A 17334-nucleotide genomic window follows, 5' to 3' on the forward strand; every position below is an offset into this window, starting at 1 on the left:
TGTTATTAGCTATCTACCATAGACGCTGAAGCGTGAATTTTCAGCCTCCCAGGTTTTACCCGCTTAACGCTGATACGCCAACAACCGCCGCTCTGCCAATCGGAACACCGCCACCAGCGCACACGCCAGCAGCATGTAAAGCAGGGCGGCGATGCCATAGGCCTGGAAGGTCTTGAAGGTGGCCGCGTTGACATCCGCGGCGATTTTAAGGATGTCGGGAACCGTCGCGGTAAAGGCGATGGCCGTGGCATGCAGGACAAAGATCACTTCGTTGCTATAGGCCGGGAGTGCCCGGCGCAGCATGCTCGGTATCAGCACCAGAATGAACAGTTGGCGGCGGGTCATGCCCAGCGCAAGGGCGGCTTCGATCTCGCCGCGTGGTGTCGTGCGTAGCACGCCGGCGAGGATTTCGATGGTATAGGCGCAGGTGTTCAAGGCCAGGGCCAGGATCACGCAATGCATGCCGTCACGAAAGAACCACCACAGGCTCGGTGATTCCCTGATGAGGCTCAGGCTCGCCAGGCCGCTGTAGATGATCAGCAATTGCACGAACAGCGGGGTGCCGCGAAACACCAAGGTGTACAGCTGGATCGCCAGGGCCAGCCAGCGGTTGCCGTAGGTGCGAATCAGCGCCAACGGTATGGCCACGAGCAAGCCGATAACGGCGGACGTCACCAACAGCCAGAGCGTGACGGCCAGGCCGCTCCAGCGATAACCGTCCGACCAGAGGAAGCTCGGTCCGAACTCTTTCAGAATCTCGATCATGACACTCTCCGCTGCGGCTCAAGGCTGTAGCGTCGTTCCAGATGTTTGAGCACCAGGTTGGAAAGGATCGCGAAGGCGAAAAATATCACCGCAACCACCAGATAGAAAAACATCTGTCTCGACGTCGCATTGCCCGCCTGTTTGGCCACCTGAACCATGTCGTTGAGGCCCAGCAGTGATATCAGGCCGGCACTTTTCAACAGCACTTGCCAGATATTGCCAATGCCGGGCAATGCGAACCGCATCATCTGCGGCAGGCGGATACGCCGCAGCACTTGCCAATGGCTCATGCCATAGGCGCGGGCTGCTTCGAGTTGGCCGAACGGAATCGCCTGGAAGGCGCCGCGGAAGGTTTCGGCGCAGTAGGCTCCGTAGATGAACCCCAACGTGCCGATCGCGGTGCCATAAGGGTTCAACTGGAACGATTCGCCGCCAAACGCTTCCGCCATCTGGTTGAGTCCGATCTGCGCGCTGTAATAGATCAGCAGCATCAGCACCAAGTCAGGAACGCTGCGCACCAGCGTGGTATAGACCGTGGCCACCAGTCGTAAAGGTGCCAGTGGCGAGAGTTTCGCCAAGGCGCCGAGCAGGCCCAGGACCAAGGCGACACAGGCAGCCCACGTGGCCACCTGCACGGTCAGCCACGCGCCCTGGAAAATCAGATAGCCGTATCCCTCGAGAAACATGCTGTCAGGCTCCACTCGAGTGGTTCACTTCGGTGAGATATCGAAGTCGAAGTACTTCCTGGCGATGCGTTCATAGGTGCCGTTCTGGTGGATCCGTTCGAGCGCCTGGTTGATTTCGCCGGCCAGGGCGGTGTCGCTTTTGCGCATGCCGATCCCGGTGCCCGGGCCGAAGATCTCCGGTGACTTGACCACCTCGCCGGCATAACCGAAACCCTTGCCCATGGGCTTCTTCAACAAGCCTTCGGCCACCGCGATGGCGTCGTCGAATGCCGCATCCAGCCGACCGTTGATCAAGTCCGAGTAGGTCAAGTCACTGCTCTGATAAGGCACAACTTCCACGCCCTTGGCGCCCCACATCCGCTTGGCATAGACTTCGAACACACTGCCCTGCTGCACGCCGATGCGCTTGCCACGCAGGGATTCGGCTGTCGGCTGCAACGGGCTGCCTTCAGGGGCGACCAGGCGTGCCGGGGTGTCATAGAGGGTGTTGGAAAAGGCAATTTCAGCTTTGCGTTCTTCGGTGATCGACAGGGCCGAGAGTATCCCGTCGAACTTCTTGCCCTTGAGGGCCGAAACCATGCCGTCGAAGGCGTTTTCCACCCACACGCAACGCCGTTTCAACTCGACGCAGAGGCTTTCGCCCAACTCGATATCGAATCCGGTCAGCGTGCCGTCCGGTCGCTTGGACTCGAACGGCGGGTAGGTGGGATCGACCCCGAAACGTAGCTCTTCGCTGGCGGCCCAGGTCATCAATGGACTGGCCAGGAGCATCAAACCGATCAGACATCTTTTCATCGACAGGGTATCCACGACAGGTGGGTGGAGCCGTCCCGGGCATTGGCCCGCGGCAGCAGGGTTCAGCCTTGAAGGTTCAAGGCGCGTTTGAGTTGTTGGACGCGCTCGGCGTCGACGGCTTGACCATGGCCAAAGCCGCCGTTCCAGCCACACACCTGTCCGGCGTAACCGACACCCTCTGACAGGCAGTCGGCGAGGCACTGGCGTGCCTGCCAGGCCAGCAGGAACGCGGCGATAAAACCGTCGCCGGCGCCCATGCTGTCGACGAACGTGCAGGGCAGCGCAGGTTGTTCGTACGTCCCCCGGGCGTCGACCGCGATGGCGCCTTGAGCCCCCCGCGTGATGACCACTACCGCCGGGCCCATGGCCCGCAGTGAGTTCGCCAACTCGACGGCTTGTTTTGAGGAGTGCTCGGCCGCCGAGAAAAAAGCGATATCAACGTGCTGGATCAGCGCCTGCCAGTCGAACTCGACCCAGTTGTCCGAGAAGTCGAAGGACAGGCAACCACTGGCCTGGCGAACCTGGGCCAATTGATCTTGCAGGCCGCTGTAGAGGCTGCTGTGGGCCAGCCCAAACGTCCCGATATAGGCCAGGTCGTCGGCATCGAGCCGCAGTTGGCGACACACGCCAGGGTCGCTGCCGAGAAACACCCGCTCGCCATCGATACTGTCGACACACGCCCAGCCATTGTTTCCCGCCAGCATCCGGCAACGGGACGCATCGACGCCTTCCTGTTGCAGGCAGTCGAGCAGGTACTGGCCTTGCCGGTCATCGCCAACCCGGCCCAGGTAGGCACTGCGAACACCCAGCCGGGCGGCCATTACCGACACGTTGAGTGCATTGCCACCGGGGTATTCGATGTTCCGGTCCAAGTACACGTCCATGGTGTTGTCGCCGACCGCGATCAGGCTGGCCATGCTCAGTACTCCGTTTTCCACATGTAGCGGCGCGTCGACAGCGGCTGCTCGTGCCAGACCGCGAGATGAGCGGCGATGCGTTCCACGGCGATGCCGACGATGTAGGGCGCGACAATCGCGCGGATCTCGGGATCGATGCCCTCCATCGGGAAGTCCTTGGCGTCATAGACCATGACCCGTTCGGTGTAGCGCTGGCAGAACCGCACCACGCGTTCCATCTGCGCCCGGCTGGGGTCTTCACCCACCAACAGGAGCAGCGGCGTAGTCGCGTCGATGGCTTCGAACGGGCCATGGAAAAACTCGGCGGCCTCCACCGGCAGGCAGTGCAGCCACTGGCTTTCCATCACCACGCAAACGCCAAATACATAGGCCGTGGTGAACATCGGGCCCGAGGCGAGGAAATACATCACGCGATCATCTTTATACAGGCGTGCTTCCTCGGTGGCGCGCCGGTCGTTATTGACGGCGGCCTCGGCAAGGGCTCGCGGCAGTGCCTTGAGCGAGCGAGTGAGCTTGTCCAGCAACGGCCAGCCTTCGCGCTTGGCGAGGATCCCGCCGACCAGCGCCTGGAGGATCATGAAACAACCGAAATACGCCTCATCGGTACGCCCCAGCAGGAAGCAATGTTGGACCGCCTGGGCCAGCGGCAGCTCGGCGGTTTGCGTCACGCCTACGGTGAGGCAGGGCTTGTCCTGCAGGAAACGGGCGGCGGCGATGGTTTCCTGGGTCGTGCCGGATTTGGAGGCAAGGACCACCAAGGTGCGTTCATCCAAGCGCGGCGGATTGATGTCGATGAAGTCGGCCGGAAAATAACGCCGCACTTCCAGTGTCTGGCTGTAGCGCTCAAGCCAGTACTGCAAGCCGAGCATGATGCGGTTGGGGGCGCCGCAACTGACGAAGTAGATGCGGTCGATTCGCGTGGCCAGCTCTTGGCCGAACTGCTGGGCGTCGTCGACGATTTGCACGGATTGCTGCAAGGAAGAGATGAAGGCTTCCTGGTTGAACTGGATCGCCATGTGAGCTCCTGGGGCTTTGTTACGGTGAATCATGTGCTGTTCATGGTCACCATTTAGACCAAAAGCTATACCACGAAAAATACCATTACAAGGCTTTTCCTCCATGGTCTAATGAGCGCGCGGAGCGGTGCTGAACGCCTGCTCAGGGCCGTTATTTCGCTGGCATCTTAAGGTTGGCGGGTTTGCGACGGTTTTCCGCTGGGTGTCGTTGCAATGCCGTGGCTGAAAAAATAATCCAGGATGTAGACCATGAAAGTAGCCCCTCCGAAGTCCTCCGATGTGGCGCATCTGGCGCCCGAACGCAAGCAGGTGGCCTGGCAGGCCGTCCAGGCACTGCTGGAAATGCTCGAGCGCCCGGAGTTCGGGCCGACTGAGCGGATCCCGGCGGAACGGGACCTGGCCGAGCACTTGGGCATCAGCCGGATGACGCTGCGAAAGGCCTTGCAGACGCTGATCGACCGTGGGGTCCTGGAGCGGCGGGGCAACCGTGGCACCTTCGTGACCGCGCCCGGTGTCGAGCGACCACTCAATACCGTCGCGCGCAAAGGCATCGCCGAAGTCGTCGAGCAGGCGGGGGCGCGGCCCGGGAGTAAATTGCTCTACTTCGAGCAAACCCAGGCCAGCGCGCGCGTGGCGAAACTGCTGAAGATCCAGGAAGGCGACCCGTTGCTGACCATCAGGCGTCTGCGCACCGTGGATCAAAAGCCATTCTGCATCGAGACCAGCTACATCCCGGCCGCCCGTGTGCCGGAACTGGTGGCGGGCGACCTGATTGAGGGGGCGTCGCTGTATGCGTTGCTGCTATCGCGCTACCAGATCGAAATCGAAAGCGACGAGGGCACGCTGAGCATCGCCACGATGAACGATCAGGAGGCGCGCTTGCTCGACGTCGAGCCCGGGACGGCTGCGCTGGTCTATCGGGGCGTGATATTCGATCGCCAGGGGCGGCCAGTGGAGTACCTGGTGTCGGTCAACCATCCCCAGCGGGTGGTGTTCAAGTTGGCCGACAGTCGGGTCAATAGCGACTTGCTGGTGGAACGATAGCAGCGGCGATGTCCCAGATTCGCCATATCCGGGTGGCAGCCGCATCAATCACCATCCCGGTAATAGGCCTTCAACGTATCGACGAATTCCTCGGCCAGGCGTGTCCTGGTTTGTGCGGCGGGCCAGATTACGTAGGTCGGAAAAAGGATATCCGGGATGAATGGTCTGATCACGATTTGCCGATGCAGATAGTCCTTGGCAACCAGCGGATGGGCGAGGGTGATGCCCATGCCGAGCGCTACCATTTCACAGTTGATCGCGCTGTATTGCGCTTCGACCGCCATCACCCGCTCGACGCCGGCCTGTTCGAATAACCCGTCCACCTGTGCGCGCGTTCCGTCGCCGTGGCAGAGCGAAACAAAGGGTTGCCCTTCGAGATCTTCGAAGGTGATCTGCGCTCGTTCAGCCAGCGGATGCGCGCCAGGCAACACGCACACGGCTGCTCGCTCGGCGAGCAACTCGACGTGCTGGCTGTTGACGTCGCCGGGATGGACCACGATGCCGATGTCGCAGAACTGCGATTTCACCCATTGCTCCACCGTCGGCGAAGAGTTCACGTGCAGTGACACCGTGAGTTCCGGCCGAGTGCTGGTGAAGTGCTTGATGACCGCCGGAAGCAAGCTCAGGCCAGTCGATGGTACGGCCGCCACGCGCAAGCGCCCGGTGCCCAGGTTGCGAATGTTCTTCGCCGAATGCTTGAGGCTGTCGAGGCCGACATAGGCACGTTCCACTTCATGAAAGAACGCCTGGCCTTCCTGCGTTGGGATCAGCCGTACGCCCGCGCGCTTGAACAGCGTCAACCCGGTGCTCAGTTCCAACTGGGCGATCAACCGGCTGACGTTGGGCTGCGAGGTATACAACACCTCGGCCGCCGCGGTCATCGAGCCCAGTCGCATGACGCTGCGGAATGCTTCGATTTGCCTGAGATTCACACCTGCCTCCCCATATCAAATATGAATAACTCGCCCGCATATTCTGATTTGACCCTATGGATGGTGCATCCAATACTCCAGACCAGCAACCCATAGCGCACATGAAGATGCGCCATCGGCGTGATGGATTCGCCGAACATGCAGCGTGCTGCATGGCTTCGATTGACGCCGAAGCGACTGACGCATTGTTCGATCTGCCCCACGCACTTCGGAGATAGTCTGTGAATAGCCATAACTCGCCTTCAGCCACATCGCCGTTTCGCCCTCTGAGCCGCCTCGCCGCCGCTGTCACCTTGGCCCTCGCCGGGTTGGGCAGCGGCGCCGCTTTCGCCGAACCGACGCTTTATGTCGCCGGTGTAGGCGGCTCCACCGAGCAGATGTACAAGACCAAGGTCATCCCCGCGTTCGAAAAGCAGCACAACGTCAAGGTGGTCTACGTCGCCGGCAACTCCACCGAAACCCTGGCCAAATTGCAGGCCCAGAAAGGACGCCAGCAGATCAACGTGGCGATGATGGACGACGGGCCGATGTACCAGGCGCTGCAAATGGGGCTCTGCGCAAAGCTCAGCGACGCGCCGATCTACAAAGACCTGTATCCGTTGGCGCGAATCAGCCCCGAGGCGACTGGGATCGGGGTGGTCGCCACAGGCATTGGCTACAACGAGGAGGCGTTCAAGCAGCGTGGCTGGACCCCGCCGGACTCCTGGGAAGACCTGACCAATCCGCGCTACAAACAGTTGCTGGGCATGCCGCCGGTGACCAACACCTATGGCTTGCACACATTGGTGCAGATGGCCCGGTTGCGCGGCGGCGGCGAGAAGAACATCGACCCTGGCTTCAAGGCCCTGAAGGACGAGATCGGCCCCAACGTCCTGGCCTGGGTGTCGGCGCCGGGTGAAATGGACGGCATGATGCAGAACGGCGACGTGGTCATGGCGGTGTATGGCAGTGGCCGTGCGGTGGCGTTGCAGGGCACCGGTTTTCCGCTCAAGTTCATCTACCCGAAAGAGGGCGGTATCGCCTTGCAGGTCGCCGCCTGCGGCATCACGCCAAACGCCCAGCCCGAGCTGTCGCAGCAATTCATCCAGTACGTCCTGTCTCCCCAGGTGCAAGAAATCCAGGCCCGGGAAAATGGCTTCGCGCCGGTCAACCAGACCGTCACCCTTGAGCCGGAGATTGCCGCACGGATGCCTTATGGGCCGGAGAAGGTCAATGCGCTGATCCAGGTCGATTGGGACACGATCAACCAACAGCGCAGCGAATGGACGACACGCTGGAATCGCACGGTCGAACGCTAGCAGCCACTGGCTCGAATCCTTCTCGTAACCATTCTGGAGGCGCAGGCCCGGCCTGCGTGGCACGCCAATGGCATTTCTCACGCTCGAAGGCATCGTCAAGACGTACGGCAGTTTCAAAGCCATCGACGGCTTGGACCTGGAGGTCCGGCACGGTGAGTTCATCGCTTTGCTCGGACCCTCCGGGTGCGGCAAGACCACCACGCTGCAATCCATTGCCGGCTTCGTTCAGCCCACGCAAGGGCGGATCGTCCTCGACGGGCGCGACATTACCCACGTGCGGCCCGAGCAACGGGGGCTGGGCATCGTTTTCCAAAGCTACGCATTGTTTCCGCACATGACTGTTGCGCAGAACATCAGTTTCGGCCTGGAAATGCGCGGCGTAGCCAAGGCCGAACGCAGCCAGCGCGTGGACGAGGCGCTGACGCTGGTGCGCCTTGACGGCCTGGGCGAGCGTTACCCCAAGGCACTCTCCGGAGGGCAACGCCAGCGGGTGGCAATTGCCCGCGCCCTGGCCATCCGCCCGAACCTGCTGTTGCTCGACGAACCGATGTCCAACCTCGACGCCAAGCTGCGCGAAGAGATGCACATCGAACTGCGGGCGATCCAGCGCGACCTGGGTATCACCACCATCCTGGTGACTCACGACCAGGTCGAAGCCATGACCATGAGCGACCGCATCGCGGTGATGCAAAAGGGTCGGATCGTGCAGATCGACACCCCGTATGAAGCATACGAGCGCCCCCATTCACCCTTCGCCTCGGCGTTCCTGGGCAAGACCAACGCCTTCGCCGGTGCCGTGCAAACCCGTAACGAGCGGTGTTGCCACGTGCAGGTCAAGGACACGCTGTTGCATGTGCCCCATGAAGACCGGACGCTGGGCAATGAAGTCAATGTCTACATCCGCCCGGAGAAGATTCGCCTGGCGCAGGCCGGCCACGGGCGTCTGAACGGGCGTATCCGCTTGCGCGTGTTCCTTGGCAATCTTTGGCTGATCGCGGTGGAAACCCACTTGGGCATGGTCCACATGACCCAGCCGAACCTCGGCACTCCGCCGCCTGACGAAGGCCATGAAGTTGGCCTGGATTGGTCCGACGACGATCTGCGCCTGTTGGACCGGGAGGTTGCCCATGGCCAGGTATGATGCCGAACATGTCGGTGCCGCTCCCTGGTTGCTCAGCGGCCCGGCGTTGCTGGTATTCGTCGCGTTGCTGCTGGTGCCTTTGCTCCTGACGGCGGTGTTGTCGCTCAACCTGTTCAGCGACACCGAGGGGGTGTTGCCGACCTACAGCCTCGGCAACTACCTCGAGGTATTCAAGGACGGTTACTTCCACGACATCTTCCTGCGCACGGGCGGCCTGGCGCTGGCCGTCACCGTGTTGTGCGTGCTGCTCGGCGTACCGGAGACCATCATCATTGCGCGCATGGCGCCGCGCTGGCGCTCGTTGTTCCTGCTGGTGGTGCTCGGGCCGCTGTTGATTTCGGTGGTGGTGCGAACGCTCGGCTGGGCGATCCTGCTGGGCAACAACGGTTTGATCAACGATGCCTTGCAGGCGCTGGGGATTACCGACCAACCGGTGAAAATGCTCTTCACCCAACTCGGTGTGATCATCGCGCTGACCCATGTGCTGGTGCCGTTCATGGTGATTGCCGTGTGGGCCACCTTGCAGCGCCTGGACCTGCAAGTGGAGTGGGCCGGATTGTCCCTGGGCGCATCGCGCCTGACGGTGTTTCGCCGGATCATCCTGCCGCAGATCATGCCCGGCATTCTTTCCGGTTCGATCATTGTCTTCGCCCTGGCGGCGTCCGCCTTCGCCACGCCGGCGATCATCGGCGGGCGGCGCCTGAAGGTCGTGGCGACCGCGGCCTATGACGAATTCCTCGGCACCCTCAACTGGCCCCTCGGCGCCGCCATCGCAATGCTCCTGCTGGTTGCCAACCTGATCATCATCCTGGGTTGCAGCAAGTTGGCCGAGCGCCGCTTCAAGCAAGTCTTCGAGTAACCGGCCATGCACAAGAACGGATTTTTCTCACTGCTGTTCCATCTGTTGTTCATCACCTTCATCGTCGCTCCGCTGGTGGTAGTGATGGCAATCGCCTTTACCGACAAGGGCTACCTGTCGTTGCCCACCGACGGCTTGTCGTTGCGCTGGTTCCGGGCGCTGCTTGAAAACCAGGAAATGCTCGATGCCTTCTTCCTGTCACTCAAGCTGGGCCTGGTGTCGGCCACCGCTGCGACGCTGCTGGCAGTCCCCGCGGCGTTGGCAATCAGTCGCTACGAGTTTGCCGGACGCAGCACACTGACCGGCTTCCTGCTCTCGCCATTGATGATTCCGTCCGTGGTGCTGGGCATTGCGTTCCTGCGGTTTTTCTCGATGGCGCAGATTGGCGGCTCGTTCTGGGCGCTGAGCATCACCCATGTCATCGTGGTGTTGCCCTATGCCTTGCGGCTGACGCTGGCTTCGACCATCGGTCTTGAGCGCGACATCGAACAGGCGGCGTTGTCGCTCGGGGCGCGGCGCTGGACCGCTTTTTATCGAGTGGTGTTGCCGCGTATCCGTACGGGGGTGATCGGTGGCTGGATGTTGGCGTTCATCCAGAGCTTCGATGAGTTGACCATGACGGTATTCGTCGCCACACCGGGCACCACCACCTTGCCGGTGGCCATGTACAACCAGATCTCCCAGACCATCGACCCTCTGATCACGGCGGTTTCCACGGTCCTGATCATCGGCACGTTGTTGTTGATGCTGGTGCTCGATCGCATGGTCGGGCTGGATCGGGTATTGATCGGAGAAAGCAAATGAGCCAGGACAGGCACGACGTTGTGCAGTCGGACGTGATCGTCGTCGGCGGCGGACTGGTGGGAATGGCGGTGGCCTACGGCTTGGCGCGCGAGGGTGCCGAAGTTCAGGTGCTCGATCAGGGCGATGATGCATTCCGTGCGTCACGGGGCAATTTTGGCCTGGTCTGGGTCCAGGGCAAAGGCCATGACCTGACGGATTATTCACGCTGGACGCGCTCCTCGGCCACGCGCTGGCCGGCGTTTGCCCAAGCGTTGCTGGCCGACAGCGGCATCGATGTCCAGCTCAAGCAACCAGGCGGCTTCCATATGTGCTTCAACGACGAAGAACTGTTGGAGCGCCAGTCGCGCCTGCAGACCTTGCAGGATGCGTTGGGTGAATATCCCTTCGAAATGCTCGACGCCGCCGAGGTAAAAGCGCGCCTGCCGTTGATCGGTCCTGCGGTGATCGGCGCCAGCTATACGCCCCAGGACGGCCACGTCAATCCGTTGAAATTGCTTCGCGCCCTGCATGCCTCGGCGCAGGCCAAGGGCGCCCGATTGCAGGGTGGCGTGCAGGTCGAGCGCATTGATTATGCCCCCGGTGAGTTTCGTGTGAGGGCCGGCCGCCGCAGCTTCGTCGCGCCCAGGATTGTCCTCGCGGCCGGGTTGGGCAACGCGACGTTGGGGCCGCAGGTGGGCCTGCACGCACCGGTGGCGCCCAATCGCGGGCAGGTGCTGATCAGCGAGCGGGTCCGGCCGTTCCTGCCATACCCGACGCTTAACGTGCGCCAGACCGATGAGGGCACCGTACAGCTGGGCGACTCCATGGAGGAGGTGGGCTTCGACGACAGCACCTCCACCGAGGTGCTGGCCGCTATTGCCCGGCGCGGTGTCTCGACCTTCCCCTTGTTGCGCGACGTTCGGCTGGTCCGGGCCTGGGGGGCCTTGCGAGTGATGAGCCCGGACGGGTTCCCCGTCTACCAGCAGTCGAGCGTGCATCCGGGGGCGTTCGTCGTCACCTGCCACAGCGGCGTCACCCTGGCCGCCGCTCACGCCCTGCGTATCGCGCCGTGGATCATGGGTGGGGCCCGGCCGGCGGAGCTGGCGGTGTTCAGCGGCGATCGTTTTCTAACTGACAAGGTGTTTTCACATGCGCACTGATCCGCTCTTTCAACCGATTGTCAGCGAAGGCAGGCCGACGCGGACAGTGAGCCTGACCTTCAACGACCAATCGCTGAGCGTACCGGCCGGTACCAGCGTTGCCGCCGCCTTGCTGATGAGCGGCATCAGCCGATTTCGCGCCACGCCGGTGAGTGAGTCGCCCCGGGCGCCGTATTGCATGATGGGCGTGTGCTTCGAATGCCTGGTGGACATCGACGGCGTGCCCAACCGCCAAAGTTGTTTGGTGGAAGTGGCCGAGGGCATGCGCGTGCGCTCCCAGGAGGGCGCGCGGGACCTGGCCTATCAGCCAATGGATATCCAGGCCGTGGAGCAACCGTCATGAATCATGAAACCGTTGATGTGGTGGTGATTGGCGCCGGACCTGCCGGCATGGCGGCGGCGAGCCGGATGGCCGAGCTGGGTTTGCACGTGGTGCTGTTGGATGAGCAGGGGAGTCCGGGTGGGCAGATCTACCGTGGCATCAGCCTGGCGCCTTTGTCGCGCCGGGACCTGTTGGGAGCCGATTATGCGCAGGGCAACGAATGGGTCCAGGCCTTGGCCGCTTCGAGCGTGCGTTATGAAAAAGCCGCATCGGTGTGGCAGGTGACGCGGGATCGCCAGGTCAGTTATCTGCGTGAAGGGCGCCTGTATACGTTGGACGCCAAAGTCGTGCTGTTGGCAACCGGCGCCATGGAGCGGCCGTTTCCGATTCCCGGTTGGACCTTGCCCGGTGTGATGAGCGCCGGTGCGGCGCAGATCCTCTTGAAAAGTTCGGGCCTGGCACCGAGCGAACCGGTGGTATTGGCCGGCTGTGGTCCGCTGTTGTACCTGCTCGGCTGGCAGTACCTGCGCGCCGGTGTGACGATCAAGGCCTTGGTCGACACCACGCGCGCCGAAGATTACTGGCGCGCCCGTCGTCACCTGTTCTCGGCCCTGCGAGCCTGGCCTTACCTGCGCAAAGGATTGGACCTGATGCGCAGCCTGCGTGCCGCCAACATCCCTCACTACAGCGGCGCCGAACACTTGGCGATTGAAGGCGACGAGGCGGCGCAAGCCCTGACATTCAGTGTGTCCGGCAAGACGCACCGCGTCGCCACGCGCTGCGTATTGCTGCATCAAGGCGTGGTGCCGAATATTCAGTTCAGCCAGGCGTTGCGCGCCCGCCACGAATGGGACTCGCAACAGCTGTGCTTCACCCCGGTCAGCGATCCATGGGGGGAATTGGATGTGCCGGGGGTCTACGTTGCCGGGGACGGCGCTGGCATCGGCGGGGCGCAGGCGGCGGCGTTGCAGGGGCAACTGACGGCGCTGGGGATTGCCGCGCAGCTCAAGGCGATCAGCGGCTCCGACCGCGATGAACAGGCGCGCGGTTTGCGCCTGCAACTGGACGCCAACTTGCGGATCCGGCCTTTTCTCGACACGCTGTATCAGCCCAAGGAGCACAACCGGATTCCCGCCGACGGGGTGATGGTCTGCCGCTGCGAGGAAGTGACGGCGGGTGAACTGCGCGCCTTCGTCGCCCTGGGTTGCGCGGGTCCTAATCAGGCCAAGGCGTTTGGTCGTTGCGGCATGGGGCCTTGCCAGGGGCGCATGTGCGGCCTGACCGTGACCGAAGTGATCGCCAAGGCTCGCGGCGTTTCGGCGGCCGAGGTGGGGTACTACCGGATTCGGCCGCCGATCAAGCCGATCACCCTGGGGGAACTGGCCGGTGAGTAAGGCAAGCGAACGCGGGGCGGACGTGCTGATCATCGGCGGCGGGATCCATGGCCTGAGCACGGCGTTGTTCCTCGCACAGGCTGGCGTCCAGGTGACCGTGCTGGAAGCGCAGTATTGCGGTCGCCACGCCTCGGGCGTCAACGCCGGCGGAGTACGTACCCTGGGACGCCACGCGGCGGAGATTCCATTGGCGTTGGCCTCGCGAGACCTTTGGCACAACCTTGAAAGCACCTTGGGCGATGACGGCGGTTTTGTCCCCAGCGGCCAGCTCAAATTGGCGGAAAACGCGGCAGAGCTGCTCGAGTGCCGGCACCGGGTCGAGCACCTCCAGGCGTTGGGTTTCGCCCATGAAGTGTTGATCGATCAGCATCAGGTGTTCGAGAAAGTGCCGAGCATTTCAAGGCATGTGACCGGCGGCATCTGGGTCGAGGACGATGGCTACGCGGTGCCTTACAGGACCGTCACCGCGTTTCGCCTGGCTGCGCAGAAGCGCGGGGTACGGATCCACGAGAACACCCCGGCGCAACGGATCGAACAGGCCGGCGCCCGATGGCAGGTACGCACCGAAAATGGCTGTTTTAGCGCCGGGCACCTGGTGGTGACGGCAGGCGCCTGGGCCGCCGAGCTGGCGGCACAAGTTGGCGAGCCGGTTCCGGCGCATCCCGAAGGCCTGATGTTGATGGTCACCCATCGGGTCGCGCCGTTCTGTGTCCCGGTGCTGGGCGCCACGACGAGGGCCTTGTCGTTCAAGCAATTCGCCAACGGCACGGTGGTGATTGGTGGCAAGCTGATCGGGTCACTGGATTTTCTTTCGCGCCATGGCGAGGTCGACATGGCGCGCTTGGGCAGCAGCGCACGGACTGTCACCGACTTGTTCCCGCATTTGCAACACCTGGGCGTCAATCGCGTCTGGGCCGGTGTCGAAGCCTTTACCGCCGATGACCTGCCGGTGATCGGCGCCAGTCGCAAGGCCAGCAACCTCAGTTACTCATTCGGCTTTTGTGGCAGCGGCTTTCAGATGGGCCCTGGCACCGGCCAACGCCTGGCCCAACTGATCCTGGGCGAACACTCGGACATCTCCCTGGAACCCTTCGCCATCGATCGTTTCGACGTTGCCGCAAAAGCGGCAGCTTCAGCTATCCAACCCACCTCAACCCTGTCGCAACACTAAGGAGTTCACATGCTGGATATCACCCGGATTGAAACCAATCAACGCATGAGCCGTGTCGTTCAATGCAATGGCCTGACCTTTCTCGGCGGCCAGACGGCCACTGACCGGACCCAGGACATCAAGGGCCAGACCGCCCAGGTATTAGCGAAAATCGACAGCTACCTGGCCCAGGCCGGCCTGGACAAGACCCGCATTCTCAGCGCCCAGGTCTGGCTGTCGGACATCCAGGCCAATTTCGCCGGTATGAACGAGGTGTGGGACGCCTGGGCCCCGGAAGGTCATGCACCGGCGCGCGCCACCGTGGAATCGCGTCTCGCGGCCCCGGACCTGTTGGTGGAGATCACCGTTATCGCCGCCAGTTGATTGCCAGCGGCGTCATTGCTCACTGCCAGTCTTTCGCGACGTCGGTGAGCATTTCATGAATCAATAGCCCGAACCGTTGCGTGAGCAGGCTCTGCGGCCTGTCTGCCGGCAGCAGCAGGTAGGTCGAGAAGCGTATCTGCGGGCGGAACGGGCGGGTTTCGATGCCGGTGTGCAGGTACTCCAGCGCCACGATCGGGCTGACGATACTCACGCCCAAGCCCAGTCCCACCAGTGAGCAAGCGGTGGCTGCATAAGGTGTTTCCAGGCTCAGCTTGCGGTGGCTCCGGTCCTCGGGAAACGCCCGGTCGACCCGGGCGCGAGAGCCGTCATTTTGCGACAGCGAAATGAACTCCTCACCTTTGAGATCCTCCGGCCCGATGCACGTCAGCGCGCCGAGTCGGTGGCCCTTGGGAAACACGCAAACCCCTGGCACGTCGCAAATTGCCTTGGTCGTCACCCCTGGCATGTCCTCGCCGACGTACGACGCCAGCCCCAAGTCGCAGAACTGCGAGGCCGTCCAATGACCGACCATCGGTGAGTCGTTGGTATGCAGCGATATAGCGACGTCAGGGTTCTCCTGGCGAAAGCGCTGGATCACCCGCGGCAGCACCGTCAGCGACAGTGAAGGGACTGCGGCGATGCGCAAGCGCCCCGTGCCGGCGCGCCGGATGTTCTGTGCCGACTTTTCAAGGCTGTGCAGGCCGATGAACGCTCGTTCGACATCGGCGAACAGCGCGGCCCCCTCATCGGTCGGCAGCAAGCGTCCGGCGACCCGTTCGAACAGCTTGAAACCGGCGTTGCGCTCCAGCTGGGCGATCAATCGGCTGATGTTCGGCTGAGAGGTATGCAGGGACTCGGCTGCGGCGGTCATCGAGCCACTCAACATGACCGCGCGAAAGGCTTCGACTTGTTTGAAGTTCATGGCGTCCCATATCAATTCGGTATGAATGACTAATGAATTGTCATTTGTTTGCATGAGCTACAGGCTTTATAAATTCATTACATCGACGTGAACGCCAAGGCGGGAACGGCGATGCGGTTCGAGCATACGGCAGTCATAAGCATAAAAAAACGCCGCTCTTTATCTCATTTCTGCCCTTGTATTTCATGGTGTCGTCCAGCCTCTGCGCCGTTCGATACCGATATGTAAACCAGGAGGCATCATGTCGTTTTCATTCAAGATTCTTGGCAGTGCGCTGACGTTTTCGTGCCTGGCGCTGGGTGGTCTGGCCCAGGTCCACGCGGCCGAGCTGCCTGCGGTTCCCGATGAGATCAAGGAGGCCGGCCAGCTGCGTGCCGGCGTGCGCTGCGATCAACCACCCTACGGCTTCCAGGACGGAGGCGGCCAGTTCGCTGGCGTCGAAGTGGAGATGGCTCGGCAGATCGCATTGTGGTCGCTGGGTTCGAAAGACAAAGTGTCGTTCACCTGTGTCACGGCGGAAAACCGCGTTCCGCAATTGCTTGGGCGCAAAGTCGATTTCCTGATTGCGACCCTCGGCGTCACCCCTGAACGCCTGCGGGTGATCGACTTCACCACGCCGTATCGGTGGGGCGCCAGCGACGTGGTGGTGAAGAAGGACAGTCCGATCAGGAAGATCTCCGACCTCAAGGGCAAGACCCTGGCCACCCTCAAGGGCTCGGTGCAGGTCAAGTGGTTCGAGGACCATATGCCCGAGGTCAAGACCTTGCGCATGAACAGCGCCGCCGATGCGCTGCAGACCTTCCGCCAGGGCCGGGCCGATGCCTACACCCACGATGCCGCGACGCTCGTGGTGGTGGCCGACAACGACAAGGACGCGCGGCTGCTCAACGAGCCGTTCCAGATCTCCGATGCCGCAATCGGCGTGCGCAAGAACGACGAGGCCTGGCGCGATTACCTCAGCGCCGCCATCGCGCGCATGCACGAGGAGAAGCTGTTCCGTGGCTGGATCCAGCAGTTCGTGCCACAGGGTATCCAGGGCTACTACATAAGCGTCTTCGAGCAGCCCAAGCCTGCCGAAGCCCTTTGAGCGGACGTCAGCCATGGATTTCGATTTCAACTACCTGCTGGCCCAGTGGCCGGCGCTGCTCGACGGCGTGCAGATGACGTTGCGGGTGTCGGTGCTCGCCATCGTTTGCTCGTTGCTCATCGGTGTACTGGGCGGCGCGGCGCGGGTAATGAAGGTGCCGGTGCTGGCGCAGGTCGTGGCGTTGTATGTGGAGCTGATCCGCAATACGCCGATCCTGGTGCAGCTGTTCTTCATATTCTACGGGCTGCCGGCCATTGGCATGGGCCTGTCGCTGTTCTGGTCGGGGGTGTTGTGCCTGTCGCTCTGGGCCGGGGCTTATCAGATCGAGAATGTGCGGGGCGGGCTGGCGACTGTGGAGCAGGGCATGCGTGAAGCCAGCGTCGCCCTGAGCCTCAAGCCGGCGCATTACTTTTGCCTGGTGGCCTTGCCCATCGCCTTTCGGACCAGTCTGCCGGCGATGTTGAACACCGCCATTTCACTCTTGAAGAACTCCTCCTACCTGCAGGCCATCGGCCTCGCCGAACTGACGTTTGTCGCGGTGGATCGCATCGCCACGGATTTTCGTGCGATCGAAATGTTCAGCGCCATCTGCGTGATCTACCTGGCGCTGGTGGGAATCCTGGCACTGTTGACGGGACGGCTCTCGGCCCGCTTGCAACGACCTTTCCAACACTGAGGC

The 17334-nt window shown here is 62.3% G+C and carries 19 protein-coding genes; 12 read left to right on the top strand and 7 right to left on the bottom strand.

Annotated elements, in window-relative coordinates:
• Positions 1-63 precede the first annotated feature (63 nt).
• From hisM to HU762_RS00680, 5 genes are all read right to left on the bottom strand, one after another.
• The gene (hisM, locus tag HU762_RS00660) at positions 64-765 is read right to left on the bottom strand and encodes a histidine ABC transporter permease HisM (RefSeq protein ID WP_186631497.1); all 702 of its coding nucleotides are present in this window, start codon (positions 763-765) and stop codon (positions 64-66) included.
• Positions 762-1451, bottom strand: a complete 690-nt coding sequence (locus HU762_RS00665; RefSeq protein WP_186631500.1) for an ABC transporter permease subunit — start codon at positions 1449-1451, stop codon at positions 762-764. Before HU762_RS00665 ends, hisM begins: the two co-directional genes overlap by 4 nt.
• A 24-nt stretch (positions 1452-1475) precedes the next feature.
• A complete protein-coding gene (locus HU762_RS00670) occupies positions 1476-2246 on the bottom strand; it encodes an ABC transporter substrate-binding protein (RefSeq protein ID WP_186631503.1) in 771 nt (256 codons plus the stop codon).
• 62 nt (positions 2247-2308) lie between these two features.
• The gene (locus tag HU762_RS00675; RefSeq protein ID WP_186631506.1) at positions 2309-3163 is read right to left on the bottom strand and encodes a PfkB family carbohydrate kinase; all 855 of its coding nucleotides are present in this window, start codon (positions 3161-3163) and stop codon (positions 2309-2311) included.
• A gap of 2 nt (positions 3164-3165) precedes the next feature.
• Positions 3166-4179 carry an SIS domain-containing protein gene (locus HU762_RS00680; RefSeq protein WP_186631509.1) on the bottom strand — a complete coding sequence of 338 codons (1014 nt, stop codon included), beginning with the start codon at positions 4177-4179 and terminating at the stop codon, positions 3166-3168.
• A 249-nt stretch (positions 4180-4428) separates the two neighbouring features.
• Here HU762_RS00680 and HU762_RS00685 point away from each other — a divergent pair, with 249 nt between their 5' ends.
• Positions 4429-5223: a GntR family transcriptional regulator gene (locus tag HU762_RS00685; RefSeq protein ID WP_186631512.1), complete on the top strand. Its 795-nt coding sequence runs from the start codon at positions 4429-4431 to the stop codon at positions 5221-5223.
• Positions 5224-5267: 44 nt separating this feature from the next.
• On the opposite strand, the gene HU762_RS00690 is transcribed toward HU762_RS00685, so the two are convergent.
• A complete protein-coding gene (locus HU762_RS00690; RefSeq protein WP_186631515.1) occupies positions 5268-6155 on the bottom strand; it encodes a LysR substrate-binding domain-containing protein in 888 nt (295 codons plus the stop codon).
• A 221-nt stretch (positions 6156-6376) separates the two neighbouring features.
• Here HU762_RS00690 and HU762_RS00695 point away from each other — a divergent pair, with 221 nt between their 5' ends.
• The 9 genes from HU762_RS00695 to HU762_RS00735 all read left to right on the top strand — a co-directional run bounded on the left by HU762_RS00695 (position 6377) and on the right by HU762_RS00735 (position 14646).
• Positions 6377-7453, top strand: a complete 1077-nt coding sequence (locus tag HU762_RS00695; protein WP_186631518.1) for an ABC transporter substrate-binding protein — start codon at positions 6377-6379, stop codon at positions 7451-7453.
• Positions 7454-7520: 67 nt separating this feature from the next.
• On the top strand, positions 7521-8594 hold the full coding sequence (locus HU762_RS00700; RefSeq protein ID WP_186631521.1) for an ABC transporter ATP-binding protein: 1074 nt from the start codon (positions 7521-7523) through the stop codon (positions 8592-8594).
• Positions 8581-9453, top strand: a complete 873-nt coding sequence (locus tag HU762_RS00705; RefSeq protein ID WP_186631524.1) for an ABC transporter permease — start codon at positions 8581-8583, stop codon at positions 9451-9453. The genes HU762_RS00700 and HU762_RS00705 overlap by 14 nt, the downstream gene beginning before the upstream one ends.
• Before the next feature lie 6 nt (positions 9454-9459).
• A complete protein-coding gene (locus HU762_RS00710) occupies positions 9460-10257 on the top strand; it encodes an ABC transporter permease (RefSeq protein ID WP_186631527.1) in 798 nt (265 codons plus the stop codon).
• Complete coding sequence (locus tag HU762_RS00715; protein WP_186631530.1) at positions 10254-11396, top strand: FAD-dependent oxidoreductase; 1143 nt, start codon at positions 10254-10256, stop codon at positions 11394-11396. Before HU762_RS00710 ends, HU762_RS00715 begins: the two co-directional genes overlap by 4 nt.
• Positions 11386-11739 carry a (2Fe-2S)-binding protein gene (locus HU762_RS00720; RefSeq protein ID WP_186631533.1) on the top strand — a complete coding sequence of 118 codons (354 nt, stop codon included), beginning with the start codon at positions 11386-11388 and terminating at the stop codon, positions 11737-11739. Before HU762_RS00715 ends, HU762_RS00720 begins: the two co-directional genes overlap by 11 nt.
• A complete protein-coding gene (locus tag HU762_RS00725; protein WP_186631536.1) occupies positions 11736-13112 on the top strand; it encodes an NAD(P)/FAD-dependent oxidoreductase in 1377 nt (458 codons plus the stop codon). Before HU762_RS00720 ends, HU762_RS00725 begins: the two co-directional genes overlap by 4 nt.
• The gene (locus tag HU762_RS00730; RefSeq protein ID WP_186631539.1) at positions 13105-14283 is read left to right on the top strand and encodes an FAD-dependent oxidoreductase; all 1179 of its coding nucleotides are present in this window, start codon (positions 13105-13107) and stop codon (positions 14281-14283) included. The genes HU762_RS00725 and HU762_RS00730 overlap by 8 nt, the downstream gene beginning before the upstream one ends.
• Before the next feature lie 9 nt (positions 14284-14292).
• On the top strand, positions 14293-14646 hold the full coding sequence (locus HU762_RS00735) for a RidA family protein (protein ID WP_186631541.1): 354 nt from the start codon (positions 14293-14295) through the stop codon (positions 14644-14646).
• 19 nt (positions 14647-14665) lie between these two features.
• Here the strand turns inward: HU762_RS00735 and HU762_RS00740 are convergent, their stop codons facing one another.
• Positions 14666-15568 carry a LysR substrate-binding domain-containing protein gene (locus HU762_RS00740; RefSeq protein WP_186631544.1) on the bottom strand — a complete coding sequence of 301 codons (903 nt, stop codon included), beginning with the start codon at positions 15566-15568 and terminating at the stop codon, positions 14666-14668.
• 241 nt (positions 15569-15809) lie between these two features.
• Here HU762_RS00740 and HU762_RS00745 point away from each other — a divergent pair, with 241 nt between their 5' ends.
• On the top strand, positions 15810-16655 hold the full coding sequence (locus tag HU762_RS00745; protein WP_186631547.1) for a transporter substrate-binding domain-containing protein: 846 nt from the start codon (positions 15810-15812) through the stop codon (positions 16653-16655).
• A gap of 13 nt (positions 16656-16668) precedes the next feature.
• Entirely contained in the window at positions 16669-17331 is a 663-nt protein-coding gene (locus HU762_RS00750) for an amino acid ABC transporter permease (protein ID WP_186631550.1), read from the top strand.
• The last annotated feature ends 3 nt before the right edge of the window (positions 17332-17334 follow it).

Source organism: Pseudomonas sp. SWRI92, assembly GCF_014268685.1.
GTDB classification, from domain to species: Bacteria; Pseudomonadota; Gammaproteobacteria; order Pseudomonadales; family Pseudomonadaceae; genus Aquipseudomonas; species Aquipseudomonas marvdashtae.

Bases quoted from the DNA above. Each gene is read 5' to 3' on its own strand.
- HU762_RS00675 (WP_186631506.1), bottom strand. From the start codon at position 3,163: ATGGCCAGCCTGATCGCGGTCGGCGACAACACCATGGACGTGTACTTG.
- HU762_RS00685 (WP_186631512.1), top strand. From the start codon at position 4,429: ATGAAAGTAGCCCCTCCGAAGTCCTCCGATGTGGCGCATCTGGCGCCC.
- HU762_RS00725 (WP_186631536.1), top strand. From the start codon at position 11,736: ATGAATCATGAAACCGTTGATGTGGTGGTGATTGGCGCCGGACCTGCC.
- hisM (WP_186631497.1), bottom strand. From the start codon at position 765: ATGATCGAGATTCTGAAAGAGTTCGGACCGAGCTTCCTCTGGTCGGAC.
- HU762_RS00680 (WP_186631509.1), bottom strand. From the start codon at position 4,179: ATGGCGATCCAGTTCAACCAGGAAGCCTTCATCTCTTCCTTGCAGCAA.
- HU762_RS00735 (WP_186631541.1), top strand. From the start codon at position 14,293: ATGCTGGATATCACCCGGATTGAAACCAATCAACGCATGAGCCGTGTC.
- HU762_RS00670 (WP_186631503.1), bottom strand. From the start codon at position 2,246: ATGAAAAGATGTCTGATCGGTTTGATGCTCCTGGCCAGTCCATTGATG.
- HU762_RS00740 (WP_186631544.1), bottom strand. From the start codon at position 15,568: ATGAACTTCAAACAAGTCGAAGCCTTTCGCGCGGTCATGTTGAGTGGC.
- HU762_RS00750 (WP_186631550.1), top strand. From the start codon at position 16,669: ATGGATTTCGATTTCAACTACCTGCTGGCCCAGTGGCCGGCGCTGCTC.
- HU762_RS00720 (WP_186631533.1), top strand. From the start codon at position 11,386: ATGCGCACTGATCCGCTCTTTCAACCGATTGTCAGCGAAGGCAGGCCG.
- HU762_RS00665 (WP_186631500.1), bottom strand. From the start codon at position 1,451: ATGTTTCTCGAGGGATACGGCTATCTGATTTTCCAGGGCGCGTGGCTG.
- HU762_RS00745 (WP_186631547.1), top strand. From the start codon at position 15,810: ATGTCGTTTTCATTCAAGATTCTTGGCAGTGCGCTGACGTTTTCGTGC.
- HU762_RS00715 (WP_186631530.1), top strand. From the start codon at position 10,254: ATGAGCCAGGACAGGCACGACGTTGTGCAGTCGGACGTGATCGTCGTC.
- HU762_RS00710 (WP_186631527.1), top strand. From the start codon at position 9,460: ATGCACAAGAACGGATTTTTCTCACTGCTGTTCCATCTGTTGTTCATC.
- HU762_RS00700 (WP_186631521.1), top strand. From the start codon at position 7,521: ATGGCATTTCTCACGCTCGAAGGCATCGTCAAGACGTACGGCAGTTTC.
- HU762_RS00705 (WP_186631524.1), top strand. From the start codon at position 8,581: ATGGCCAGGTATGATGCCGAACATGTCGGTGCCGCTCCCTGGTTGCTC.